General features: G+C 31.7%; 27 protein-coding genes. 16 read left to right on the top strand and 11 right to left on the bottom strand.

Features of this window, described 5'->3' with window-relative positions:
- Positions 1-70 precede the first annotated feature (70 nt).
- The 3 genes from LPB87_RS07020 (at position 71) to recQ (ending at position 3,647) form a co-directional block, all read left to right on the top strand.
- Complete coding sequence (locus tag LPB87_RS07020) at positions 71-1,039, top strand: deoxyhypusine synthase family protein (protein WP_129538250.1); 969 nt, start codon at positions 71-73, stop codon at positions 1,037-1,039.
- A 9-nt stretch (positions 1,040-1,048) separates the two neighbouring features.
- A complete protein-coding gene (locus LPB87_RS07015; protein ID WP_164998656.1) occupies positions 1,049-1,450 on the top strand; it encodes a DNA primase in 402 nt (133 codons plus the stop codon).
- A gap of 85 nt (positions 1,451-1,535) precedes the next feature.
- On the top strand, positions 1,536-3,647 hold the full coding sequence (gene recQ, locus LPB87_RS07010) for a DNA helicase RecQ (protein WP_230605440.1): 2,112 nt from the start codon (positions 1,536-1,538) through the stop codon (positions 3,645-3,647).
- A 288-nt stretch (positions 3,648-3,935) separates the two neighbouring features.
- Here the strand turns inward: recQ and LPB87_RS07005 are convergent, their stop codons facing one another.
- The 4 genes from LPB87_RS07005 to LPB87_RS06990 form a co-directional block, all read right to left on the bottom strand.
- A complete protein-coding gene (locus LPB87_RS07005) occupies positions 3,936-4,451 on the bottom strand; it encodes a DinB family protein (RefSeq protein ID WP_230605439.1) in 516 nt (171 codons plus the stop codon).
- A gap of 11 nt (positions 4,452-4,462) precedes the next feature.
- Entirely contained in the window at positions 4,463-7,048 is a 2,586-nt protein-coding gene (locus LPB87_RS07000) for a phosphoenolpyruvate carboxylase (RefSeq protein WP_230605438.1), read from the bottom strand.
- Positions 7,049-7,144: 96 nt separating this feature from the next.
- Positions 7,145-7,624 carry a winged helix-turn-helix transcriptional regulator gene (locus LPB87_RS06995; RefSeq protein ID WP_007805990.1) on the bottom strand — a complete coding sequence of 160 codons (480 nt, stop codon included), beginning with the start codon at positions 7,622-7,624 and terminating at the stop codon, positions 7,145-7,147.
- Between the two features lie 77 nt (positions 7,625-7,701).
- Positions 7,702-8,856, bottom strand: a complete 1,155-nt coding sequence (locus LPB87_RS06990) for a M14 metallopeptidase family protein (RefSeq protein ID WP_230605437.1) — start codon at positions 8,854-8,856, stop codon at positions 7,702-7,704.
- A gap of 312 nt (positions 8,857-9,168) precedes the next feature.
- On the opposite strand from LPB87_RS06990, the gene LPB87_RS06985 reads away from it, so the two are divergent.
- Entirely contained in the window at positions 9,169-9,651 is a 483-nt protein-coding gene (locus LPB87_RS06985) for a helix-turn-helix transcriptional regulator (RefSeq protein WP_230605436.1), read from the top strand.
- Between the two features lie 74 nt (positions 9,652-9,725).
- Here the strand turns inward: LPB87_RS06985 and LPB87_RS06980 are convergent, their stop codons facing one another.
- Entirely contained in the window at positions 9,726-10,277 is a 552-nt protein-coding gene (locus LPB87_RS06980) for a 1-acyl-sn-glycerol-3-phosphate acyltransferase (RefSeq protein ID WP_230605435.1), read from the bottom strand.
- Between the two features lie 63 nt (positions 10,278-10,340).
- Between LPB87_RS06980 and LPB87_RS06975 the strand changes: the two genes are divergently transcribed.
- From LPB87_RS06975 to LPB87_RS06945, 7 genes are all read left to right on the top strand, one after another.
- Complete coding sequence (locus LPB87_RS06975; protein WP_129538244.1) at positions 10,341-11,003, top strand: fused MFS/spermidine synthase; 663 nt, start codon at positions 10,341-10,343, stop codon at positions 11,001-11,003.
- Positions 11,004-11,032: 29 nt separating this feature from the next.
- Positions 11,033-11,710 carry a peptidoglycan DD-metalloendopeptidase family protein gene (locus LPB87_RS06970; protein WP_230605434.1) on the top strand — a complete coding sequence of 226 codons (678 nt, stop codon included), beginning with the start codon at positions 11,033-11,035 and terminating at the stop codon, positions 11,708-11,710.
- Between the two features lie 6 nt (positions 11,711-11,716).
- On the top strand, positions 11,717-12,193 hold the full coding sequence (locus LPB87_RS06965) for a hypothetical protein (RefSeq protein WP_230605433.1): 477 nt from the start codon (positions 11,717-11,719) through the stop codon (positions 12,191-12,193).
- A 6-nt stretch (positions 12,194-12,199) separates the two neighbouring features.
- Positions 12,200-12,724 carry a hypothetical protein gene (locus LPB87_RS06960; RefSeq protein ID WP_230605432.1) on the top strand — a complete coding sequence of 175 codons (525 nt, stop codon included), beginning with the start codon at positions 12,200-12,202 and terminating at the stop codon, positions 12,722-12,724.
- Positions 12,725-12,783: 59 nt separating this feature from the next.
- Positions 12,784-13,254, top strand: a complete 471-nt coding sequence (locus LPB87_RS06955) for a nuclear transport factor 2 family protein (RefSeq protein WP_230605431.1) — start codon at positions 12,784-12,786, stop codon at positions 13,252-13,254.
- On the top strand, positions 13,254-13,721 hold the full coding sequence (locus LPB87_RS06950) for a DUF1572 family protein (protein WP_230605430.1): 468 nt from the start codon (positions 13,254-13,256) through the stop codon (positions 13,719-13,721). Before LPB87_RS06955 ends, LPB87_RS06950 begins: the two co-directional genes overlap by 1 nt.
- A 158-nt stretch (positions 13,722-13,879) precedes the next feature.
- A complete protein-coding gene (locus tag LPB87_RS06945) occupies positions 13,880-14,494 on the top strand; it encodes a hypothetical protein (protein ID WP_230605429.1) in 615 nt (204 codons plus the stop codon).
- Between the two features lie 58 nt (positions 14,495-14,552).
- On the opposite strand, the gene LPB87_RS06940 is transcribed toward LPB87_RS06945, so the two are convergent.
- Positions 14,553-16,040 carry an aminotransferase class V-fold PLP-dependent enzyme gene (locus tag LPB87_RS06940; protein WP_230605428.1) on the bottom strand — a complete coding sequence of 496 codons (1,488 nt, stop codon included), beginning with the start codon at positions 16,038-16,040 and terminating at the stop codon, positions 14,553-14,555.
- A 225-nt stretch (positions 16,041-16,265) separates the two neighbouring features.
- Here LPB87_RS06940 and msrA point away from each other — a divergent pair, with 225 nt between their 5' ends.
- Positions 16,266-16,796: a peptide-methionine (S)-S-oxide reductase MsrA gene (gene msrA / locus LPB87_RS06935; protein ID WP_230605427.1), complete on the top strand. Its 531-nt coding sequence runs from the start codon at positions 16,266-16,268 to the stop codon at positions 16,794-16,796.
- Between the two features lie 35 nt (positions 16,797-16,831).
- The gene (locus LPB87_RS06930) at positions 16,832-18,403 is read left to right on the top strand and encodes a protein adenylyltransferase SelO (protein WP_230605426.1); all 1,572 of its coding nucleotides are present in this window, start codon (positions 16,832-16,834) and stop codon (positions 18,401-18,403) included.
- Between the two features lie 200 nt (positions 18,404-18,603).
- Here the strand turns inward: LPB87_RS06930 and LPB87_RS06925 are convergent, their stop codons facing one another.
- Positions 18,604-19,575 carry a YpdA family putative bacillithiol disulfide reductase gene (locus LPB87_RS06925; RefSeq protein ID WP_230605425.1) on the bottom strand — a complete coding sequence of 324 codons (972 nt, stop codon included), beginning with the start codon at positions 19,573-19,575 and terminating at the stop codon, positions 18,604-18,606.
- A 4-nt stretch (positions 19,576-19,579) separates the two neighbouring features.
- Positions 19,580-20,056 (bottom strand): CYTH domain-containing protein, encoded by a 477-nt coding sequence (locus LPB87_RS06920; protein ID WP_230605473.1) that lies wholly within the window; start codon positions 20,054-20,056, stop codon positions 19,580-19,582.
- Between the two features lie 315 nt (positions 20,057-20,371).
- On the opposite strand from LPB87_RS06920, the gene LPB87_RS06915 reads away from it, so the two are divergent.
- The 3 genes from LPB87_RS06915 to LPB87_RS06905 all read left to right on the top strand — a co-directional run bounded on the left by LPB87_RS06915 (position 20,372) and on the right by LPB87_RS06905 (position 22,340).
- Entirely contained in the window at positions 20,372-21,202 is an 831-nt protein-coding gene (locus LPB87_RS06915) for an OmpA family protein (RefSeq protein WP_230605424.1), read from the top strand.
- A gap of 22 nt (positions 21,203-21,224) precedes the next feature.
- Positions 21,225-21,776 (top strand): hypothetical protein, encoded by a 552-nt coding sequence (locus LPB87_RS06910; protein ID WP_230605423.1) that lies wholly within the window; start codon positions 21,225-21,227, stop codon positions 21,774-21,776.
- A 330-nt stretch (positions 21,777-22,106) separates the two neighbouring features.
- A complete protein-coding gene (locus LPB87_RS06905) occupies positions 22,107-22,340 on the top strand; it encodes a hypothetical protein (RefSeq protein WP_230605422.1) in 234 nt (77 codons plus the stop codon).
- Positions 22,341-22,730: 390 nt separating this feature from the next.
- Here the strand turns inward: LPB87_RS06905 and LPB87_RS06900 are convergent, their stop codons facing one another.
- The 3 genes from LPB87_RS06900 to LPB87_RS06890 all read right to left on the bottom strand — a co-directional run bounded on the left by LPB87_RS06900 (position 22,731) and on the right by LPB87_RS06890 (position 26,543).
- Positions 22,731-23,774, bottom strand: coding sequence for an o-succinylbenzoate synthase (locus tag LPB87_RS06900; protein WP_230605421.1), 1,044 nt, complete (start codon positions 23,772-23,774; stop codon positions 22,731-22,733).
- Positions 23,775-23,866: 92 nt separating this feature from the next.
- Entirely contained in the window at positions 23,867-25,078 is a 1,212-nt protein-coding gene (locus tag LPB87_RS06895) for a tetratricopeptide repeat protein (RefSeq protein WP_230605420.1), read from the bottom strand.
- Between the two features lie 16 nt (positions 25,079-25,094).
- Positions 25,095-26,543: a S41 family peptidase gene (locus LPB87_RS06890; RefSeq protein ID WP_230605419.1), complete on the bottom strand. Its 1,449-nt coding sequence runs from the start codon at positions 26,541-26,543 to the stop codon at positions 25,095-25,097.
- Positions 26,544-26,692 lie beyond the last annotated feature (149 nt).

The following is a 26,692-nucleotide window of genomic DNA, read 5'->3' as shown; positions in this document are numbered from 1 at the left end:
ATAAAATTTATTAATTTGCATAACAATCTTTAAAGGCTTTCAACCTTTGAAATCATAAAAAAAAGAAAAAATGAAAGGACCAATTAGTCAGTTTATTGAGAAACACTATTTACATTTTAACTCTGCATCATTAGTAGATGCAGCAAAAGCATACGAACAACAATTGGCTAATGGTGCCAAAATGATGGTAAGTATGGCTGGAGCAATGAGTACTGCCGAAATTGGAAAGATTTTTGCTGAGATCATTCGTCAGGATAAAGTTCAAATTATTTCTTGTACAGGAGCAAATCTTGAAGAAGATATCATGAACCTAGTAGCGCACTCTCACTATGAAAGAGTACCAAACTACCGTGACTTAACTCCACAAGATGAGTGGGAATTATTAGAGAGAGGATTAAACAGAGTTACAGATACTTGTATCCCAGAACACGAAGCATTCCGTCGTTTGCAAAAACATATTTACAAAATATGGAAAGATGCAGATGATAAAGGAGAACGTTATTTCCCACATGAATTCATGTACAAAATGTTACTTTCTGGAGTATTAGAAGAATATTACGAAATTGACTTGAAAGATAGCTGGATGTATGCTGCTGCAGAGAAAAATTTACCTATTATTGTACCAGGATGGGAAGATAGTACAATGGGAAATATCTTCGCTTCATACGTAATCAAAGGTGAACTAAAAGCATCTACGATGAAATCTGGAATCGAATACATGGTTTTCCTTTCTGATTGGTATCCTAAAAACAGTACTAACGGAATTGGATTTTTCCAAATCGGTGGTGGTATTGCTGGAGATTTCCCAATTTGCGTGGTACCAATGTTGTACCAAGATATGGAAATGCATGATGTTCCATTTTGGAGCTATTTCTGCCAAATTTCAGATTCAACAACCAGTTATGGTTCGTATTCTGGAGCTGTTCCTAATGAAAAAATTACTTGGGGTAAACTAGATATCAAAACTCCAAAATTCATTATTGAGTCAGACGCTACCATTGTAGCACCATTAATTTTTGCATATTTATTAGATTTATAGAATAACTTTATGAAAAGAGTAATAGTTGATTACGCTAAACTTACCAACGAAATTTTAAACTTACTAGTTGAGAAATTTCCTGATGGTTATGATGATTCGGATGTTATCCGTTTTAGAAATGCTAAAAACGAATTAATAGAAGCTGTTGAAGTACGTACAGAAGACACTATATATTTAGTGAAAATTAGTACTAAACTTGCTGATAGAATTGAAAATTACGATGAAGATGATGAAATCGACGCAGACGTTGACACAATCGAGCCAATTAAAGGTCTTGATTTAGAAGATGATGCAGACGACGAAGACGAAGACGAGAATCTGGACAAACCAGATCTTGATGGAGACGACGACGACGAAGATAATGATAAAGACATCGCCGATGAGGATGATGACGAAGATGATGAAGATTAATTAATCTGAATATTTCAAAATAAAAAAGGAACTCACACATGAGTTCCTTTTTTATTTAGTAAATTACCTACAAAAATATAAGCCGATGGATACTGCGCTATTACATGCCAAACTAAAGGAAAATTTTGGATTCGAAAAATTTAGACCAAACCAAGAAGATATAATAAATACAATACTTTCAGGTCAGGATACTTTAGCTATTATGCCAACTGGTGGAGGAAAATCAATCTGTTTTCAGTTACCCGCCCTATTATTACCAGGAATCACAATAGTAATCTCTCCTCTTATTGCCTTAATGAAAGATCAAGTGGATAGTTTAAAAGCAAACGGAATTACAGCTTGCTTCATAAATAGTAGCCAAACCGAACAAGAGCAGCAATTTTATATGGAAAGTTTAAAATCTAACACTATAAAATTGGTTTATATTGCTCCTGAGAGCTTATCTTATCTCGATGTACTTTTTAACCAACTCACAATAAGCCTGATAGCGATAGACGAAGCACATTGTATCTCGGCTTGGGGTCATGATTTTCGTCCAGCATATACTAATTTAGGATATTTAAAAAATCGCTTCCCTTCTACCCCTGTCTTAGCATTAACAGCTACTGCTGATAAAGCAACTAGAACCGATATTACAAAGCAACTTAATTTAAACAACCCAAAAACCGTTGTCGCCTCTTTTGACAGAAAAAATTTAAGTCTAGAAGTACGCCCTGCTCTCGACAGAGTAAAACAAATCATCGATTTTATTGAAACCAAACCCAACGAATCTGGAATTATATATTGCCTGAGCAGAAAAACAACGGAAGAACTTGCCCAAAAATTAAAGAAAAAAGGAATTAATGCCAAAGCATATCATGCAGGTTTGGATAGTAAACTACGTTCCAAAACTCAAGATGATTTCATTAACGATGATTGTCAGGTAGTTTGTGCTACAATTGCTTTTGGAATGGGTATCGACAAATCGAATGTACGCTGGGTGATTCATTATAATTTACCAAAAAATATTGAAGGTTATTACCAAGAAATTGGAAGAGCTGGCCGTGATGGATTACCTTCAGAAACCATTTTATTTGAAAGCTATAGTGATGTAATTCAACTGCAAAAATTTGCTTCGGAAGGGTTAAATGCCGAAGTACAACTTGCAAAACTAGAACGAATGAAACAATATGCGGATGCTTTGAGCTGTCGCAGAAAAATATTACTTTCTTATTTTGGTGAATTAGTAAACGAAAATTGTGGAAATTGCGACATTTGTAAAAATCCGCCAACATTTTTTGACGGAACTCTTATAGCACAAAAGGCGCTTTCGGCAATTACACGTTTACAGGAAAAAGAAACTTTACCAGTAATTGTAGACTTCCTTAGAGGTTCTAAAAATGCACATATATACGAAAACGACTATCAGAATCTAAAAACTTACGGAATTGGCACTGACATTTCATGGTACGATTGGAATCAATATCTAATTCAACTAATAAATTTAGGCTATTGCGAAATTGCTTTTCATCAGCATAATAAAATTCTTTTGACTCCTTTTGCTAAAAAAGTCTTATTTGAAGGTGAAAAAGTAAAACTAACAACTGTAGTTAAAAAATCTACTGAAACTATAGAAATAAAAGAAAAAGCAACCAAAGCTAAGCCAAATTCTCTTTTTGAAATACTTCGTCAATTACGATATAACATTGCAAAAGAAGAAGAAGTTCCTGCTTATGTTATTTTTAGTGATGCCGTTTTAAGGCAAATGGAAACACTACGCCCAATGAGTGATGATGAACTAATAGTTATCGACGGAGTTGGAAAAGCAAAGCTTGAAAAATACGGACCAGAGTTTGTAAATGCCATAATTGAGTTTCAAAAAAACAAAAAAAAACCTCAAGCAAAATCAAAAAAAGAAAGTACCACTTATAAAGTAACACTAGAATTATTTCAAGAAGGAGTTTCTATGGAGGAAATTGCTACAAAAAGAAAACTTGGTGTTTCAACAATTGCATCGCACTTAGCAAAGCTATACGTAGATGGACATGACATTGATTTATCTAATTACGTTTCTGATCCTGAAATTTTCAAAATTAGAAACGCACAAGTAAAACTTGAATATCCAGATACACTAAAACCTTATTATGACTTTCTAGAAGAACAGATATCTTATGACAAAATAAGATTAGGCCTTGCTGTAATCGAGAAGAATTATTAAAACGTATCATAAATATTACGCAACCAAATCTTTGTCAAAGTTAAAACCAAATTGTAATTATCCTTCGTCTCCGCTCAGGAGGAGAAAATTGATACTTTAATAACATTTTTTTTTAGAAATTAAGATAGTCCTTAGCCCTTATGGGAACGTCATCCTTTTTATTTTTTCTTTAAAAATAAAAAGATACAGTGTCCCGATAGCTATCGGGAAGCAGGATTAGCTCCATAAAAAAATCCTGTGAATTATTACTTCACAGGATTTCAAACATTTAATTATAGCACTTTATTACTACAAATATCTCTCTTGAAAAACTTTTTGGTGGTGCTTTTGATGACCAATAATAACAAAACCTAAAGCCCTAACTGACATTTGATTATTAGAAGCTGTACCAACTCTTTTAAGCTGTTCTTCAGACAAGCTTTTATAGAACAACAGATTAGAATGTCTTACAGCAGAAAACTCTGTCAATAAGTCTTGAAGGCCCCTTGCATTTGCATTCGTATTATCTATATAATCATTTTCTTCAAAACTAGGCAATGGTGTTTTATCGTTTCTAGAAAAGCGTAAAGCACGATATGAAAAAATACGCTCTGTATCGATTATATGCTGAATAATCTCTTTGATTGTCCATTTTCCCTCAACATAACGATAATCAAATTTGTCCATCGGAATATTTTGAACAAACTTTATAAAATCATGTAATGAAATTTCTAATTCTTCAATCAGATTTACATTCCCAGCTTCCTGAACATAAGTTGCAAATCCGCCTGAATATTCATTTTCTAATAATTGTGATGCCATCATAATAATTAAATTTAAGCTGAGTTTCTACTAGCATTAGTATTTCCGAAAAGAGAACGTGTTACTATTTTTTCATATACCTTAATCAATTCTTCATCGACTTGATCTTGTTTGTTTAATTCATTAATTCTCAATAAAGCATATTGCTGTATTGTCAACAATGGCAACACTATACGCTCTCTTATCTGAATAGACGCTTTACCATCAGGATAATTTTCCATCAACTCTTTATGTCCTGCAATTTTCAGTAACAAACGTTTTGTTTCCGAAAACTCATCGTAGATAATTTGCCAAAACTCCCCGAATTCAGGGTCTTTTCTCATGTAAGCTGTTAATGGTAAAAATGATTTTGCCAATGACATCATACTATTTTCTAATAAGGTTTTAAAGAATAATGAATTATCATATAAATCTTGTACTTTCTCCCATTGGTTCGTTTCTTCAAAATGTCTCAAAGCAGAACCTACTCCAAAGAACCCAGGTACATTTTGTTTTAACTGACTCCAAGAACCAACAAAAGGAATAGCACGCAAATCAGCAAAATCTAAATTCTCCGATTTACTTCTTTTAGATGGTCGGCTGCCAATATTTGTTTTGGAATAATATTTCAAAGTACTCATCTTCTCTAAATAAGGAATAAATTTAGGATGATTTTTAAAACTTAAGTATTCTTGGTATCCAAGTTCTGCCAATTGATCCAAAACTTCTTTTTCATCAACAGTCAATTCATTTTTACCTTTACTAAACACCTGATTTGTAACTCCTGCGCTTAATAAATTCTCTAAATTATAACGACAAGAATCTAATGTTCCAAAATTAGAGCTAATTGTTTGACCTTGTACTGTAATCTGAATCTCATTATTTTCTATTTTTGGTCCTAACGAAGCATAGAATTTATGCGTTTTTCCTCCTCCACGAGCTGGTGGTCCTCCACGTCCATCAAAGAAGATAGCATTAATTCCGTATTTTCTAGAAATTTCAGTAAGTGCCTCTTTAGCTCTGTAAATACTCCAGTTAGCCATTAAATATCCACCATCTTTTGTACCATCAGAGAAACCTAACATTATAGTTTGTTTGTTTCCTCTTTCAGTCAAATGCTTAGCATATTCTGGATTTGTATATAATTGCTCCATAATTTCATGAGCTTTTTGTAAATCATCTACAGATTCAAAAAGTGGAATAATATCAACAGTTGGACTATCCCAATTGTTTAATCGGATTAAAGCAAAAGTCTCCATTACATTCAGAGCACTTTCGTTATTACTAATTATATAACGATTTGCTCCATACTCACCATTATTCTCTTGAATGATTTTAATAGCTTGTATAGACTCAATTGTTGATTTTGTAATTTCGTTTTCAAAAATACTTGGATCAAGATTTCCTTTTACTTTAGAAAGTACGGCTATTTTTTCATTCTCAGGTAAATCATAATAATTAGCAGGAAAAACCGAAGGATCTGACTTTAGATAATACGTTACAACATCTTTAAAAACAGCATCATGTATTTTACTATTCTGGCGAATATCTAATGTTGCAAAATAAAAACCAAATAGGTTTATTTTGATAAGCAACGCTTCTAATTCATCCAAATACAAGGACTGATGCTTCTCAACAATAATATCTTTAATCTTATTTAATTGTGTTTTAAACTCATCTAGAGTGATATAAATCTCCCCTTTAGAATAAAAAACGGAACGATATAGTTTATATTCAAGATCAGACACCAAAGTATCTACTCCTGCAAATGTCAATTTTCTTTTTAAATTTCGCATTTCAACATAGTAACATTTAAGAATCGAAGTTCTTAAACGCTCTGCTACTTTTAATGTAATAGCCGTTGTTACAAATGGATTCCCATCACGGTCACCTCCTGGCCAGAACCCAAGTTTCACCAAAGGATTCTGAATTGATTTTCCGTGAAAGATATTTTTTTGAAGGTAATGCACTATTTCACCAGAAGTTTCATAGAATACGTTCTCCAAGTACCAAATTAAACTAACCGCCTCATCATAAGGATTAGGCTTTTCGTTTTGTATAAATGGAGTTTTCCCTAACTGAGCCAGTAATTTCTTAATTTTCAGTAAATCATTTGAACGAATAGCTTCTGTCAAATCATTAATAATTCCCAATACAGGACCTGGATAAAACTGTGTAGGATGTGCCGTTAAAACAGTACGAACATTAAAGCTTTCTAAAAACTCAATTAGTTCATCTTCCATCTCTTTAGCATCCGTTTTTTCTTTGATATCACGAAGCGAGCCTCTTCCTTCCATGTTATTTACAGTTGGAAACGCTGCATCCTCTATAGCATCAAATAATACAATTTGGCGCTCGATATATTGAATAAATCGAAACATTAAATCGATTTTATCTGTCTCTGAAGCATCATTTAAATACTTTCCTGAGAAAAAATTTACAATCTCTTTAGGTGTTTCTTGTTTTTTAAAGCCTGTTTCGCAAACTTCGGTAAATAAAGGAAGTAAAACCCCAGTATTATCAATAGAGTCGAATGGCAAAGTAATAAAGACACTATTATAAATATGGTATTTAGAAAGAACGTCTTGATTAAAACGTTCTATTTTGGGAAGCGTATACATAATGTGTTATAGTTGGTTGGTTGTTAATAGTTAATTTTTCATAAAAAAACCCCAAGAAAAACTTGAGGTTATATTCAATATAGCATTCAAGATCAATTACATATTTTTAAAAATAGTATGCATCAATCGCTTTTTATCATTAATACTTTCTTCTAATGAAATCATAGTTTCTGTTCTATATACTCCTTCGATATCATCAATCATAAAGATAACTTCTTTCGCATGTTTAGTATCTTTTGCTCTAATTTTACAGAAAATATTAAATTTACCTGTAGTTACAGAAGCAACAGTTACAAAAGGAATCTGATTAATACGCTCTAAAACAAATTTTGTTTGAGACGTATTATTAAGGAAAACACCTACATAAGCTATAAATGAATATCCTAATTTATCATAATCCAATGCTAATGAAGACCCCATTATTATTCCGGCATCTTCCATTTTTTTCACTCTCACATGCACTGTTCCTGCAGATATCAATAGTTTTTTTGCAATGTCAGTAAACGGTACTCTTGTGTTGTCTATCAACATGTCTAATATCTGGTGATCTACTTCATCCAAACGAAATTTACTCATAGTTCTTTAATTAATATTACTAATTACTATTACAAAGTATAAAAATATATATAAAAAATAACAAAACGACAAAAAACCTATCCTTTTATCAGTCCATTAACAAATTTTATGTTTTTATTTAAATAAAAATCTGCTTTCTGGCTTGTTTTCGGAAAATTATCAAAATCATCTGTATATTCTGCTCCTTTGGCATCGTATTCAAAATGACCATAATAATTCTCTAATTCACCAACTTCAGTAACATAAGCAGTGAAACAAATTTTATTTTCAATCAATTCCTCTTTGTATTGTGCAGCAAAATTCGTGATTATTTCAATACCATCATAATTTATTTTGATGTTTTTATACATAAAATCATAAAAAACGACTTTATTTTGTGAAATATTCAAATATTTATTAATTCCATTGATAACTATATCGTTTTCGCTTAATGCTTTAAACCCAGAGATCAGAGCAAAAAAGATATATTTTCTTGTGATTTCTCTTTCATAATCATTAGGAAAATGCCCCGCCTCAAACAAAACTGTAGGCACTCCTAAATACTGAAACGTATCCCCTATACAATTAATATTAAAAGAATCATCAAAACGCCCTACTTGTCCTGGAATATAATCTTGCAAAACATCATTCATAGCTACAATCAGATCTATCGCCTTCGTACGCGACTCATTTATCTCTCGCTCTTCATTATATGCTGGAGCCAAAAATGATACTGTTGCTGGCTTCCCTGTGTCGCCAGCTCCAAAAATTGTACGTTGATCATGCAAATTGTAGCAATAATGAGGCTTAAACTCTTCAAAAGCCGCTCTTAACACTTTACTTTCTGGTTGCGTTAACTGCTGCGAATCACGATTTAAATCAACTTTATTAGCATTTTCTCGAGTATATAACTTCGCTCCATCAGGATTTAGTATAGGGATACTATAAAAAGTAAACGTTTCAAGTAATTTATTCGCAAAATCAGAACCACTATTCAGCACGTTAATAAAGTCAAACAAAGCTTTTGTAGTTGTACTTTCATTTCCATGCATTTGAGACCAAAGGTAAATTCGAGTTTCACCTGTTCCAATTTTGTAACTATATATAGGTTCTCCCAAAACAGATTTACCAATAACCTCAACCTGATTATTCGTATTTAATTTCTCTAATAAAGGAGTTATTGCATCTAAGGTAAGATACCTTCCTTCTATAGTTTGTTCTTTATGTAAGCTAAATAATTCTTCTAAATTCATGTCGTATTGTTTGGTTTACAAAAGTAAACATCTTTATTTTTACAATTGTAAACAGTGATTTTTTTTAATAATCTACATTTGTAAACGCTTATTTCTTCCAAATAGCATTGCTTAATCTTCTTTTTAGTGACATTTGTTACCCTCCTACAAAAACACACCCAAGCAAATAATTACTAACTACTTACACAACATTAATTAAAGCTTAAATATTAACCAAATACAGCAAATTACACTATTTACAATTGTATAATTGGTATTTTACCCTATTTTAATTACATTTGTAAACCATCTTAATTTAAAAAACAATTTACAATGGTAAACATCGAGGATTTTATAAAAAGATTGGAAATCATATTAGAATACTATGGCTTAAGCGCCTCTTCATTTGCGGATAAAATTGGAGTACAACGCTCTAGTATGTCCCACCTCCTTTCGGGCAGAAACAAACCTAGCTTAGATTTTATATTAAAAATTATTGAGGTTTTCCCCGACATAGATTTGTATTGGGTTTTAAACGGAAAAGGATCTTTCCCTAAAAATGAAAATAACGAAGTTGCTATCAATCCAACTCCACAAGAAATTGAACAATCTATTGCTCCTATTTTTCCAAATAACAATTTCATCCCTGAAGATTTATTTTTAGAGATTGAAAAAACGAATGAGAAAAATGAGAAAAAAATAATTGAAGAAAATATTCCGGAAATAAAAAACACAATTTCCAATACCTCTTCTGAAGAAATAGAGAAAATTGTGCTCTTTTATAAAAATGGAACTTTTAAGGTATATACACCTTAAATTCTAATTTTGCATATTTTTGAAAATTGTGCTTTTTTTATTTACACAATTCTAAGAAGTTTAAAAAAATTATTTCACAACTGAAATCCATTTTCAGGAATTTTCCCCACAACACCTTTGTAGTGTTGTTTTAAAATTTCCATATCGGCTTCATAATTTCCAGTTGGATAAAATGGCTTTCCTAGATTAACTTCTTTTTTACCCCAATCAAAAGCTACAGGTACAATTGGCACATTTGCTTTTAAAGCGATATAATAAAATCCTGTTCTAATTTCTGAAACTTTTTTACGAGTTCCCTCAGGAGCAACTGCCAAACGAAAAGTTTCCTTTCTGTCAAAAATAGCAGCAATCGAGTCTACTTTATTCAATCCTCCTGATCTATCTAACGGTTCCCCTCCTACACTTCTGAAATAATATCCAAAAGGAAATTTAAATAACTCTTTCTTTCCTACCCAATTCATTTCTAATCCAGAAATACCTCGAGTAAAAATTCCTAAATAAAAATCATGATTACTTGTATGGGGCATTACCATCAACACGCATTTTTTTACTTCAGCATTTTCAATCCCTACAATTTTCCATCCCATGAGTTTAAAAAAGATGAATTTATATAATTGTTTCTTCATTAATTTTATTTTAACCTGCAAAATAAATAATTTAAATCTTAAATTTGGTAAAAACGCATACCAATGATTAAGAAAATATTCAGTTACCTTGTTCCTATAAAAATATTTGAAAAAAAATCTGCTCGTAGCAAAGCCATCGAAGTTACATGGGCAAACGGCGAATTAGTTTTAGATTCTGAAAATACCAATTACTCTTACGGAAGTTTACAACGCATCTTGAGGTACGGTTTAAAAAATATTGGCTTTGATAAAATTCTCTCAATGAAAGAAATCTTACTTCTGGGAGTAGCTGGAGGAAGTGTTATCAAAACTCTGGTTGATGAAATAAAATACGAAGGCAAAATAACTGGAGTCGAAATTGATCCCGATATTCTTGAAATCGCTAATAAATATTTCAATTTAAATAAAATTAAGCAACTCGAAATTATTATTGATGATGCATTTGAGTTTGTTTTAAAAACAAATAAAAAATACGACCTTATAATAATCGATGTTTTTGAAGACACCACAATGCCTAACTTTTTATTTGAAAGCTTCTTTAGTAATAGAGTTTCTGATCTTTTAAAAAAAAATGGGTTTGTACTTTTTAATACTATGATTTTAAACGAAACTCACAATATCAGAAATAAAAAATATATTTCGGAAATAAACAATCAGCATATTGTTAAAATGCTGCCCCGTATTGAAGAACACAATGAATTAATTATTATCGAAAAATTAGCCTAGCTTGATTTATATTAAAAAAAACAACACATATGCCTGCTTTAGAAACTGTTTTAAAAAGCTTACCTCCAACAAAAGTAATCGACGCAACAATTGAATATTCTCAATATATGCTTTTAGATCTATCAATCTCTAATCAGGAATTAGCGAAGAACAAGCCGCAAACATCTGTCGATTTTGAGATTTATATCGATAATTTATTAACTCAGGCAAAAGCCAAAGTAGCTTTCGGTGGCTATCTCGAAGAGAGAAACATATACAAACGAAGCGAGAATTTCAACAATTCTACGACTCCTGAGCGAAACATACATATTGGTTTAGATTTATGGATTAAAGCAGGATCTTCAGTTTTCGCTGCACTTGACGGAACTGTCCATAGTTTTAAAAACAATACTAGTTTGGGCGATTATGGCCCTACAATTATCCTCAAACACACTATCGAAAATCAGGTTTTCTATACTTTATACGGACATTTGTCGTTAGAAAGTATAGTTAATCTTAAAGTTGGAGCTGTTTTTTTGAAAGGACAGCTTTTGGGCACTTTAGGAAAACCAAATGTAAATGGGGATTATGCACCACACTTGCATTTTCAGATTATAAAAAACATAGGAGACAATTTTGGTGATTATCCAGGTGTTTGCAGTAAAATCGACTTAGGTTATTACAGTAACAACTGCCCAAATCCTAATTTAGTATTAAAAATAACATAAAGAACAATGAAGAAAGTACTATTTATTTTAAGTTTGCTTCTGTTGATTGGTTGTAAATCAAAAACAGGCGAAAACAAAACGGAAGATTTAAAAATATCAAAAGTTTTACCGGCTGAAGTAAATAATAGCCAACAAAAAAAGGCTTACGATCTTGGAAAAAGAGTTTTATTGACTTGTAATACTTCCAAATTCAAGCCTTTTAACGAAACTGAAGTTACACCATCCGTTATGGCTAATACTACAGAAGAACGACTAACAAAAACATGTCAGAAATTCCGACAATGGTACGGAGCATTTAAAGATCTTAAACTAGATGGGGTTTATAAAACCAAACACGAAACCATCTACAGATACAGAGCTTTATATGAAAAAAAAGTAGCCAATAAAGAACTTCGCGTGTATGTAAATGAAGATAATCTAATTTCGGCTATAAAATCGTTAGACTGGGACGAAACATTCGAGTCAAAATTAATTGAAAAATAAAACCTTATGAATTATAAAACACTACTGATTTTACCCTTTCTTTTCTTATCTATTTTGGTTAATGCTCAGGAGTCACTTAGTTTTAAAGGAAAAACCTATCCAGCTACACCCACTTGGAATTTTATCTGTGAAAACTATGCTTTATCTGGAGAAGCCAATATTCAAATTGCAAAAACGGAAAATGGAGGGCTTTTAAAAATTAGTGTAGCAACAACAGATCCTAAATTACAAATTACTGGCACTACATACATTTATCTAGTAGACAACACTATTATTGTATGTATAGATAAAAAGAATACAGAAACTGCTGAAAACAAAACAGCAAATTACTTTAATCTTTCTGCTATCGAAATGAACAAATTAAAGAAAACCGATATACAATCTATTAGATTCAACATATCAGGAACTACAAATAAATTTAGCAGTCAAATTGGGAACTTTACAGCTGTGAATAAGAAGTCATATTACGCTACCAAATTTGATAAATCTAAAAACAGCTTCGATACTGCAGCAGAAATTACCGTTTTATAATTTTTTTATTAGTACAAAATCAATAATTCTGTACTTTTATATTCTAAATCACATTGAAGATGACTGCAAATGAAGCCACTATTGCTAAATTTTACACTGCTTTTGCCAATGCTGACGCAGTCAAAATGAGCGAATGTTACCATCCAAAAGTACAATTTCGTGATCCCGCTTTTGGCTTACTTAAAGAGGAGCAGGTTTCTAAAATGTGGGAAATGCTTCTTGAAAAAAGTAAAGGGAATATAAAAATAGAATTCTCTGACATAAAAGCTGATGATTTTGTAGGTTCTGCCTATTGGATCGCAACTTACAATTTCAGCAAAACAAACAGAAAAGTTATAAATCATGTTTTTGCCGAATTCCAATTTCAAGACGGACTAATCATCAAACACACTGATACTTTTGATGTTTGGAAATGGTCTAAGCAAGCATTCGGTATTACCGGATATCTATTAGGATGGACAGTTTTTTTTCAAAAAAAAATACAACAGCAAGCCTTGTTGTCACTTCAGAAATATCAGTCTAAATCATAATGGCACATTGCGAAACATTAAGAACTCTTTTTAATCGTGATCTTAATAAATTAAAACTCGAAATTGAATCCTATAAAAATGAAGCTAAAATTTGGACTATAGACGAACAAATTTTAAATTCAGCAGGAAACCTGTGTTTACACTTAATTGGTAATTTAAACACTTATATAGGCGCCACATTGGGTAATTCTGGCTACGTAAGACATCGAGAATTAGAATTTTCTTTAAAAAACATCCCAAGAACCGAATTAATTACCAAAATTGAAAAAACAATCATCGTAGTTGATACCGCTATAAGTACTTTATCAGAAGAAGAATTAGAACATGAGTTTCCAACTATTATTTTTGAAAGTAAAGATTCTATAGGGTTTATTTTAACACATCTCACCACGCACCTAGCCTATCATTTAGGACAAATAAACTACCACCGCCGATTATTAGACGATATCTCAATGGTTAATGGTTAATTGTTCATGGTTGAGAATTTTAAAAAATATTAAACCATTAAGATATTAAGCTCCATAAAGTAACAAAAGCTTAAATTTCTTAATCTCTAAATGGTAAAAAAGGGTTCCGTTAATTATGACTAAATATTTATTCTACAACTGAAAACAAAACATAATGTATGACTAAAAAATTACACTACGTATCTGGTTTTATAATAACCGTTTTTATTGGATTACATTTATTTAACCATACTTGGAGTATTTTAGGAGCAGAAAAGCACATCGAAATGATGAATACCTTGCGCCTTTTTTATCGAAATTTATTCATTGAATCTATTTTACTGTTAGCTGTATTTGTCCAAATTTTTTCAGGACTTAAGCTTTTCAAAATAAATCGAAAAATAGCAACCAGTAATTTTGAAAAAATTCAAATCTGGTCAGGGTTATACTTAGCTATCTTTTTTATAATTCATTTAAGCGCCATTTTTATTGGAAGACTTATCTTAAACCTTGATACTAATTTTTATTATGGTGTGGCGGGATTAAATACTTTTCCTTACAACTTGTTTTTTATCCCTTACTATGCACTTGCAATTCTTTCCTTTTTCGGACATATTGCCTCTGTACACAACAAAAAGATGAAGCAATCCGTTTTCGGAATTTCTCCCCATAAACAATCAATAGCAATTTTGACTTTTGGAATTATATTAACGGTAATACTATTTTATGGGCTAACAAATTATTTTAATGGAGTGACAATACCTAAAGAATACAATGTACTCATTGGAAAATAACAAAAGCTTAATTTAAAAAATCAAAAAAAAATAGCTTCAATTGAAGCTATTTTTTGTTTTATGATGCAAACCAACCTGAGACTAATTCGTCTTCAAATGTATTTACATTTTCATGTATAAATTCGTTTGTTTCTTTATTGTATTCATAATCCAAAGCCCATGTTTTATGGTTTTGCGCTAATTCTTTAATACTATTGCAAACAAAAGCAATTTCTTCGCTAGTTGTTGTTGGATGTATTGACATTCTTATCCATCCTGGCTTACGTATTAAATCTCCAATAGTAATTTGATCAATTAGCTTACTTGATGTTTCTTGGTCAACATGAAGCAAGAAATGTCCATATGTTCCTGCGCAACTACAACCACCTCTAGTTTGGATTCCGAATCTGTCATTTAAGATTTTTACACCTAAATTAAAATGTAAATCTTCGATAAAAAATGAAATTACCCCTAGACGCTCCTGATGTTGTCCTGCCAAGATTTTAATATTCGGAATATCATTCAATTCATCAAACACAAAGTCTACGATTTCATGCTCGCGTTCTAGCATTTTATCTACTCCCATTTGCTCTTTTAGCTCAATAGCCAAAGCGGTTTTTATTACTTGTAAAAAACCTGGAGTTCCACCATCTTCACGATCTTCGATATTATCGATATATTTATGCTCTCCCCAAGGGTTTGTCCAGCTTACTGTTCCTCCTCCAGGACAATCTGGAATCATATTTTTGTATAATTTTTTATTAAAAACTAAAACTCCCGATGTTCCTGGTCCTCCTAAAAATTTATGTGGAGAAAAGAAAATTGCATCCAGATAAGCCTCTGGATCTTCTGGGTGCATATTTATTTTTACATATGGTCCTGAACATGCAAAATCTACAAAACAAACTCCATTATGCTGATGCATCAATTTGGCTGCCTCATAATATGGTGTTTTTATTCCTGTTACGTTTGAACAAGAAGTAATTGAAGCTATTTTATACGCTCTGTCTTTATATTTATCTAATAAAATTTCTAATTTTTCAAGACTAAAAAGTCCTTTTTCGCAAGCAGGAATAATTTCAACATCAGCAATCGTTTCCAACCAACTCGTTTGATTTGAGTGGTGTTCCATATGTGATATAAAAACAACTGGTTTTTTATCGGCAGGAATTGTAGTAAAATCTTTTAGGTTTTCAGGAATTTTAAGTCCCAAAATACGTTGAAATTTATTTACAACACCAGTCATTCCAGTTCCATCTGTAATTAAAATATCATCTTGATTGGCATTTACATGACGCTTAATGATATTTCTGGCATGATGGTACGCTTTTGTCATGGCAGTACCTGACACAGTGGTTTCTGTGTGCGTATTTGCGACAAAAGGTCCAAATTGGTTTATAATTTTCTCTTCAATTGGTCTATACAAACGTCCACTAGCAGTCCAGTCGGTATAAATTATCTGTTTTTTACCATAAGGAGAGGTAAATTCCTGATCGATTCCAATAATATTTTTTCGAAAATCTTGGAAATAAGCTTCTAAAGCCGTGGTATTGTTTTTGATATTCATTATTAGCTGATTTGATGCCAAAGGTATATATTTTTTACATAATTGCGAATTTGTTAACAGTGAAGTTAAAACTATAGTACAATTTCTTTTATTTATAATTAAATACCTCTTTAGCAGTTATCTTTTTAGTAAAAGATACATATTAGGATTAAATTTGAGGAGAAATCATTAATTTTTTTCTACTCTCAATCGATAAACAACAATAATTATTTTAAAATTATATACATGAAAAACTTATCTATAGCAACTTTTGGAGGAGGCTGTTTCTGGTGTATTGAAGCAGTAATTCAGCGCTTAAAAGGAATTGTATCAATAAAATCTGGCTATGCCGATGGACATATAAAAAACCCTGCTTATCGTGAAGTTTGTACTGGAAGAACAGGACATGCCGAGGTGGTTCAAGTAACTTTTGATCCTGAAATCATTTCTTATCATGACTTAATAGCTATTTTTATGACAAGCCATGACCCTACGACCTTAAATCAGCAAGGAGCTGACAAAGGGACACAATATCGCTCTATTATTTTATATCATGATGATGAGCAAAAAGCAATCGCCGAACAAGTATTTGAAGCAGTAAAACCTTTTTATACTGATCCAATTGTTACTGAATTAAAACCTTTTGAAGTATTTTACGAAGCTGAAGAAGATCATCAAAATTATTACAACAACAATCAGGAAGCCGGTTATTGCCGAATGGTAATTGACCCTAAAGTGCAAAAATTAAGAAAAATGTATGCTGATAAACTCGCATAAGCAAGCACAAATTACTGTTATTGAAATTGAATAAAATGAAAAAATTAAATATACATAATCGGTTTACAGCCGAACTTCCTGAAGACCCCCTAAGCACCAATGAAACAAGGCAAGTCTTAAATACTTGTTTCTCTTATGTTAATCCAAGAATTCCTTCTGAGCCAAAATTAATCCACTCTTCTGAAGCAGTAGCTGAATTAATCGGACTTTCACCTGAAGATGTTCAATCAGAATCGTTTTTGAATGTTTTTTCTGGAAAAGAAGTATTACCGACCACGCATCCATACGCTATGTGTTACGCTGGACATCAATTTGGAAATTGGGCAGGGCAATTAGGAGACGGGAGAGCTATTAATTTAACTGAGATCGAACACAATGACCAGTTTTATACTTTACAGCTTAAAGGAGCCGGAAAAACACCTTATTCTAGAACTGCTGATGGTTTAGCTGTATTGCGTTCCTCTATTCGTGAACATCTATGTAGCGAAGCTATGTTTTATTTAGGAGCTCCTACCACTCGTTCTCTTGCTTTACTATTATCTGGCGACGAAGTGTTGCGTGATAAACTGTATGATGGCAATCCTGCTTACGAAAAAGGAGCAATTGTATGTCGTGTAGCTCCATCATTTATTCGTTTTGGAAGTTATGAAATGCTTACGGCACGTAATGAGCTTAAAAACCTTAAATTACTTACTGATTATACGATTAAATATTATTATCCTGAAATAAAAGAAGAGGATGATAAAAAAACCTACATCCAATTTTTTAAAGCTGTCGCTGATAAAACCCGTAAAATGATTCTCGATTGGCAACGTGTAGGATTTGTCCATGGCGTAATGAATACCGATAATATGTCAATTCACGGCTTAACAATAGATTTTGGACCTTATGGCTGGCTAGAAGATTACGATCCTAATTGGACGCCTAATACAACTGACAACCAGCACAAAAGATACCGTTTTGGCAATCAGGCTAATGTTGCTAAATGGAATTTATTTCAATTAGCAAATGCACTGTATCCTTTAATCAATGAAGCTGAGGGTCTTGAAAGCATATTAGAATCTTTCTCTGATTTGTATGATGAAGAATACAAAGAAATGATGCTTAGTAAACTAGGTATTTCAACTTCTAAAGAAACTGACAACAAAATCATCTCTGATTTAGAAACTAATTTGCAATTATCTGAAACAGATATGACTATCTTTTTTAGAAATTTAAATAAAATCAAAAAAGAACAAACTGCAGAAGACGCATTTGCTCATGTTAAGGATGCTTTTTATAAGCCTGAAGAAATTAAAGGTGCTATTTTAAATACTTGGCTAGAATGGTTCTCGCTCTATTTAACACGTTTAAATACTGAAAAAACATCTGACAACGAGCGTACTGCAAGCCAAAACAAAGTAAATCCGAAATATGTTTTGCGTAATTATATGGCACAATTAAGCATTGATACTGCTGATAAAGGCGATTACTCATTAGTGGATGAGTTACATCAATTACTTAAAAAACCTTATGATGAGCAACCAGAATTCGAAAAATGGTTTGCTAAACGACCTAATTGGGCAAGAGACAAAGTAGGTTGTTCGATGCTTTCTTGTAGCTCTTAAATACTATTTAGTTCAACAGGTATAATAATCTTAACACATAGAATCATAGATTTTGCGAACATAAAAAAAATAGACGTTTCACTTATTCAAAACCCACATAGCTATCTATGTGAAAGAAATCTGTTTCTTTTGCCTTCTTTTTATAAAAAACTATGTTCCTATGTGTTAAATGATTTTACAATACTTACCCTCTCAAACAATTATTTAGAGGAAATACAATCTAATATTAAGTTGGCGTGAACCCTTGAGTTCTCAATAAACCACTTATGAGTTTCCATTCCGCCACAAACAACACCTGCCAGAAATAATCCTGCAACATTAGTTTCCATTGTTTCAGGATTGTACGTTGGTACTTTTCTTTCATCATCTGACAATTGAATTCCCATTTTCTCAAGAAAAGTTAAATCTGGTTTATAGCCAGTAAGCGCCAAAACGAAATCATTTTCGATAGTTACTTTTCCGCTTGGGGTATCAATTACTACTTCATCCTCTCTAATTTCGGTAATATTTGATTCAAAATAAGCTTTTATACTTCCTTCGGCAATTCTATTTTCAATATCTGGCTTAACCCAATATTTAACTCTATTATTTATTTCGCTTTTGCGAATTACCATTGTCACATTAGCTCCTTTTCGCCAGCATTCCAGAGCTGCGTCTACAGATGAATTATTTGCACCCACCACCACAACATTCCTAAAAGCATACTCATGTGCTTCTTTGTAATAATGACGTACTTGTGGTAACTCCTCTCCTTTTACATTCATATAAATCGGAATATCATAGAAACCTGTAGCAATAACTACATTCTTAGCTTCATATGCCCCTTTATTTGTCGTTATTTTAAAGAGTAAATTTTCTTGCTTGATAACTTGTGTTACTTTTTCGAATAAATGAATACTGAAGTCAAAATAACGATGAATATTGCGATAATACTCTAGTGCTTCCTGACGCCCTGGTTTTGGAGCAAGACAATTAAAAGGGATATCTCCTATTTCTAGCCTTTCGGCAGTAGAAAAGAAAGTCATATACAACGGATAATTGAAAATACTATTTACAATTGCTCCTTTTTCGATAATCAGATACTTTAATTTCTTCTTTTGTGCTTCGATTGCGCAAGCCAAACCAATTGGCCCTCCTCCCACAATTATCAAATCATATTGTTCAACTACCATAAAACTATTTATTTTTCCACTCCGAAAATGGATTCTTGCTTAAATAAGCATTATAATACCTTGGATCATTGGTTACTTCTTCTCCTAACCAAGCTGGTTTTTCGAATGTATCTGTTTCTGATTGTAACTCGATTTCGGCAATTATCAACCCTTCATTCTCTCCATAAAATTCATCTACCTCAAAGACATGGTTTCCTGATTTTATTTCGAATCTAGTTTTTTCGATTTTACCTTTTTCACATAATTTCAATAATTCTTGTGCTTCTTCTAGCGGAATTTCATTTTCCCATTCAAATCGCGACATACCACTTTCGCTTCCTATTCCTTTTATTGTGATATAGCCTTTTTTACCTTTTATACGAATGCGTACTGTACGTTTGGGCTCAGAACATAAATATCCTTGCGCAATTCTATTTTGAGCGTATGCTTGCTCTTTAAAATCGGTTGTTTTAACCAAAAACTTTCTTTCTATTTCGACCATCTTTTCCATAACTAGAATCAGTTAGCAAGTTACTCATTTTAATTAATTGATGAATCAAGATTTTTTATTTCCATTTTTTAATTCTCAAATTATTTACTTTAAAAAACAAGATTTTTCGTAAACACAAAAACATTTTAATTAGAACACCTACATTAAAATAACTGATTAGTAATGCTTTGCATTTATTTTTTCGTTAAATTTGAGAGAATTTAACTCATAAATATTATGTCTAAAAAAACACTTTATCTATTAGGCATTGTAGTCACAATTATTTTGGGTACATTTTTGTATTTAAAATTTTGCTGCAATTGCTGTATGAAAGAACCTGCAGACAATATCGAAAAAGTAGTTATTGTAAAAGAAACCGTCACGGAGATTGTTCCTTTTGTAATTAATGGCAATGGTATTGATTATCGCAGTAGCGACAATATCAAATTCCTGAAGAACAGTGCTTCAGTTATCCTTCCTGTAAAAGATTCTGTTACGATTGGCATTGAGAAACTAAAAGCATTCTTGAATGGTAATCCTAAGCAAAAAGTTACTATTACTGGTTATGCGACCACTGAGGAAAAAAACACTACAACCTATCCTAATCTTGGCTTAGCGAGGGCAAATGATGTTAAAAACTATTTTATATCTAAAGGTTTACCAGCAGGAAACTTCGACACCAAAGGAGAACTAATTGATAGTTGGAAGACAAATGCAGATACACTTTTAGGTCCAGTTGCGTTCCAAATAAACACCTCATCAGATACCACAGCAACTAAAACTGATGGTGAGAATTTTGCGGTTTTAAAAGCTAAAATAAACGCGGATCCTTTAGTACTACATTTTAATACCAATAAGTCTAATGAAAATCTAAATGATGCAGAACGTCAAAAGATTAAAGACATTACTTATTATATTCTTCATGTAGGTGATGGCGCTTTATTGGTTGTAGGTCATTCAGATAATGTTGGAAAACGTGAATCTAATGTTGTTTTAGGTCAAAAACGCGCTGATTTTACTAAAGACTATTTATCTAAAAACGGTATTGATGGTAGTAAAATCGAAACTCAATCAAAAGGTCCTGATGAGCCTGTAGGCGATAATTCAACTGCCGAAGGCAAAGCAAACAATCGTAGAACTGTAGTTACAATAAAATAATTAATCCAAAAAAAATAACATTATGAATATACCTTGTATCTTAATACCAGCACTTGTTGGGTTAATCTGTGGAATTTTAGGTTACTTGATAGGAAAAATGGCTTCAAAAGGAAACGAATCTGATTTACTTTCTTTACAAGCTGATTTAGACGCTTGCAGAGCGAATACGAAGAACCTAAATGCGAAAATAACTTCTTTAGAAGCTGATTTAGCTGCTAAATTAAATTCTTCTGCATCTGCACAATCATTTGTTGGCAAAACCTCACCAGAAATTGCTTTTGATGCTACATTGGCAGCGACTGTATTTGGCAAAAAAATAAAGAAAGACGACTTGAAAATAGTTGAGGGAATTGGTCCTAAAATTGAAGAACTATATCATAAAGCAGGAATCAAAACCTGGCTTGATTTATCTGAAACACCAACATCTAAATCGCAAGCTATTTTAGACGAAGCTGGTGAAAACTACGCTATCCACAATCCAGGAACTTGGGCTAGACAAGCTAAACTAGCTTACGAAGGAAAATGGCAAGAATTAAAAGAATGGCAAGATGCCTTAGATGGCGGAAAAGAATAATCTTTGTTCTCTAAACTTAAAAACTGGCTTTAAGCCAGTTTTTTTTTATTTCTAATCATACTATTTGATATGTTTATTTATTATTTTAGACTATAATCAGGAATCACTGTAATCTTTTTAGTCTGTGATATATAAAACTTATTTTGAAAAAGAACCAAGCGATGCACTTTACGAAGCAATGGCATGGCACGGATTACAAGAGAATGGTGTTGATGCTTGGCCATCTTTATAAGAAGAAAGAAAAAAAGGAAATAGCTAATTTAGATAAAAGAAGTAATTTATTAACAAAGACAATTACTTGTTCAAACTAACATCATAAAAAATTTGATTATGAAAACAACAATTATAATTATACTATCATTATTTTATTTTATTTCTTCAAAAGCACAACAAATAAAAAAAGACACTGTTTTTTTCGAATATAACAGCAACTATATTCGGAATTTTATTGAAGCACCTAAGGATTACTATTTAAAAGATAGTAATGGTGGCAGTAAAGGTGCTTTTTTCTTTAAAGAAATAAACATTACTAATGATTATAAAGACAAAAATACGGTATGTTAAAAAAAGTTTATCAGAGCATCCGCCTTTTATGACAAAAAAGAAAAACTACAGGATTATAAACTTACAGGATATTTTGATCAATACGTTATTTTTCTAGTACGTAAAAAAGGAAAAAACACAGAATACATTCAGGTTGAACCATTTTTTGCAATTGAATAATAAAGGAAAATGATTTTACTTAGCAAGTTTTAAAGGTACTTCTATTTTTAATAAAACTTATCCAAATAGCCAAAACTGCTAAATCACAATTCTTAAAACCAAAAGGCAAATTTATGCGTTATCGTTAGTTATATTTTTTTACGAAGGCGATAATGCAAAGTTTTACAAATAATTTTCTTTCTTTTTTAAAAGTAATAAAGAGTTGAAAACTACTTTTTTGAATATTACCCATTATAAGGTATCGAAGTCAATTGACCAGTTTAAATCTGGATTATACCACAACTGCCCTTGGGTAACTTCTAACGGGCAATCAAAATTATTGGTGTACAATGCTCCTGTTCCTAATCCTTGTGGCATCGTATTATTTTGTAAAAAAGTCCATTGTGCAATTGCATTAAGTCCAATATTGCTCTCTAAAGCTGACGTAATCCACCAACCAATATTATATTTTTCTGCCAATGTTATCCATTCCTGAGTACCACGAAAACCTCCTATAAAACTCGGCTTCAAAATGATGTATTGCGGTTTTATCTTTTGTATGATTTTTTCTTTATCCTCTAAAGTAAAAACTCCTATTAACTCTTCGTCTAATGCTATAGGAAATGGCGTTTTTTTGCATAAACCAGCCATAGCCTCAATATTATTTTGTTTTATTGGCTGTTCTATACTATGTAATTCATATTTATCTAGTTGACTTAACTTATCTAAAGCTGAATCTAAACTAAAAGCTCCATTGGCATCTACTCTAATTTCGACTTGTTCTGGGCTAAAATGACTACGAATAAAAGCTAATAATTCAAGTTCTTTCTCAAAATCGATAGCACCAATTTTAAGCTTTATACATCTAAAACCAGTAGCTAATTTCTCTTCTATCTGTTGCTTCATAAACTCTGGCTCTCCCATCCAGACCAAACCATTTATTGCTATCGATTTTTCTCCAGTTGTAAAGCTTGAAGGAAACAGTAAAAAAGGAGTTTCACTATCCAAAGAACGGAAAGCCATTTCTACTCCAAATTGTATTGAAGGAAATGCTAATAAGGCTTCCCAAAGCACTTTTTCACCAAGATGTATGTTACTACATGTCCATTGTAATTTTTCTTCATAATCATCACGATCATCTGCGCTTAAACCTCTAAGGATCCCACATTCTCCTATTCCTTTTTTATTATCTTTTTCAATTATAATAAACCAGGTTTCTTTTTCATTCATTACGCCCCGTGAAGTTCCCGATGGGCGTTTAAAATTGAGTGTGTATTTATGATAAGTTGCTTTCAATGTGATTTTTTTTTAAAACATATAATCATAATTTACTTCTTAAACATAAAAGTTATTTAAGTAAATTAAGCTATTGTCTTATCCATAAATGATTAATTAAAAAGGTCTAAAACTCTATCGAAGTTAGCAGATGGTAAATTTGCTTTTTTAAAAACCGCAAAATCAAGCTTTACTTTTTCTATCCAACTTAAACTATCGGTTACATTTTGTGTCTGATATTTTTTATAAATAGCTTTAGCATCTTTATAATCACCATTTACCAAATAGGCATGAGCTAAATTGAGTTTTAGCTGCAATTCTGTCTCATCTAATTTTTCACCTTCTTTCAAAAACTTAAGTGCCTTTTCGTATTGCTTGGTTATAATATAACAATATCCAATTGAACTATAATCTAGCGCTGTAGCTTTCTTGTCTGTAATTATTGTATGAAGTAAAGCTATTGCTTCACCATATTTTTGGCTTTTAATAAGTTTAGAGGCCTGACTTCTTAAATCACTATAAATATTTTTTGAAATATTAGTATCACTATAACAGGAACTTCCATAATCTTTATAGGCTTTGATTTTTTCCATTGCCAATAATTTATCAAACTCTGTATAACGATATTGCTTTTGGATTTTTTCAAGAATACAAACACAAAAATCATCTGAATTAGCCATTTTTTGTGCCAAATTTGAGGTTTTACATTGGCTAATGATTTCTTTCTTATTCTCCTGATTCCAACCACGGCTTAGTTTTACATCAACCCAAGGCACCACTTCTAGAACTACTTTTTGTTTTAAAAGCCAATTTTTGCTCTCGAATCCAAACCAAATTACATTTGTGTTTGACTTCAAACAACCTAACTTGTCTAACGATAACCGTTTTGCATCTTTACTTATTGGTTCTTCTTGGGCATAACATGCCTTATCTGTTTTACCGCTTTGAACATAACTTTTAGCTGTTGCCTGATCGGTAAAAAGTGCATACTTACACTTATCATCACCTGATATCTTGGACATTAAAAATACTGCTCCAGCTGAACCTTGACTAATTCCCGTAGGATCTGGAATCGATTTTAATACCGACACTAAACTACTTGTTAATTGTTGGTTTTCATCCAATAGCGTTATTCTATAAACCACTTCGGTTGTTCCTAAAGGTAAATCTTCGGTTGAAATAATTATTCTGTCGCGGGCTGGAACGATTATTTCTTTAGTGGTTGATCGTTCTTTATCCCAATAGCCTTCTTTTTGAGCAAAAGCTGAATAAAATGAGCTTATTAAAAGTACTAAAACTAGAATTCTAGAATTCTTTCTTGCCATAATTTTTAATACCATATTACTTAATTAATATGTTTTCTGTAAATTTAATCCAATCATAATCAGGAATAGTCTTATCTATATAATAATCTGGCTGAATCCCTTTTCTATCAATTTGCATATCTGGAATTCTTAGACTTTTTGAGAGTGAATATCCGAGTTTTAAATCTTTGCATGGAGAATCAACAAAATACATATTAGAAATATCCAATACTCCTTCTGTTGTTGTCCCGAAAAGCTTAACTTTTTTACTTTGTTTTGCTGCTAATAGAAATTCCTCTGCTGTACTTCCATTATTTTTATTAATAATGATTGCAACATTTTTTGGGTTATCATAAACACGATCTAATTTATACTCATCAACTGTATTTTCTTGTAAACTAACATATTTACCAATGTTAGCATTCAGTTTTTCTAACCCTTTCCTAGCCCATTCTTTATCCCCTGCTGACCAATCTGGGTCTGCCATAAAATCTTCCATTCGTTTATTATTCTGCACAGTAGATAAAAATTCAACACCAACTGTTCTAATAGGATTCGTATATAAATATGGAATTATTTTTTGGAAACTGGCATCTGAACCACCTCCGTTATTTCTTATATCAATTATTAAATTTTCTCTTGAAAGAATTAAACTATTGTTAGCAATAAGTATGCTATCAATCATTTTTTTATTAGAATAATTAAATGTTGGAATTCGCAATAAAATAGTTTGTTTCGAGATCTCTTTGAGGTAAGGTTTTTGAGTAGTTAGCGATTCTATATAATCATTTATTAATGGAGTATCTTCTAAGTTATTTGGGAAGGTTCTTACTAATGAAATAAAACCAATTTTCAATAAATTTTTTCCAATAAGTTGTACATCATTAAATTTTTGAACAGAGTAATCTCCCATATAATATACAGCATTATATGTTTTATCTAAATTCTCTTTAATCTTAAATTTTACTTGATACTGCTTCCATTTTGTTCCTTCTGAATTTAAAATGTAACCAATATATTCATCATTTCTTTTTACAACTCCAATAGTATAAGCTCCAGAAACCCATATTCCCTCAAAGCTAGGCTGTACAACTCTTAATAAATTATCCTTTAATACATCTTCCTTTATTTCTACTTTTTCCCAATTTTTCCCAACCTCTGGATCAACCTTACTAACTGTTTTTTTAATATTTTCCTGATTTACAGATAGTGATAAATGTCCCGGTCTAAAAAAGAGTAACCAATCAGAAAGTACTTTTCTACAATCATCCAGCTCTTTTATTTTTTTTACTTTCTTGACAAAAATACTATTGTGATTTTTATATTCTGTCAATCCTTTTTCATCAATGACGTACTGAAAACCAGCGTCGTTTTCTTCAAACGTTTTCTTTAGCCAATAAAAATTATCTTCACAAGAACATTTTTGTGCATATGAGCCATATGAAACAATAATCAAAATAAATAAAAGTACTTTTCTAGAATTCATGCTTTATTGATTAAATATATATTTTTAGCTATATCCTTAATAACTATTAGAGACTACTATATCTTTTCCTAACTTCTTTAGCTAAGAAAGAGATAAAGCATATAAGCTGGTTACTAATAAAATGAACCAACGAAGTGAACAACTTCTAT

Source organism: Flavobacterium sp. EDS (genome assembly GCF_020991525.1).
Taxonomy (GTDB): Bacteria; Bacteroidota; Bacteroidia; order Flavobacteriales; family Flavobacteriaceae; genus Flavobacterium.
Note: the sequence above shows the minus strand (reverse complement) of the source record. Positions and strands in the feature narration are given on the sequence as shown.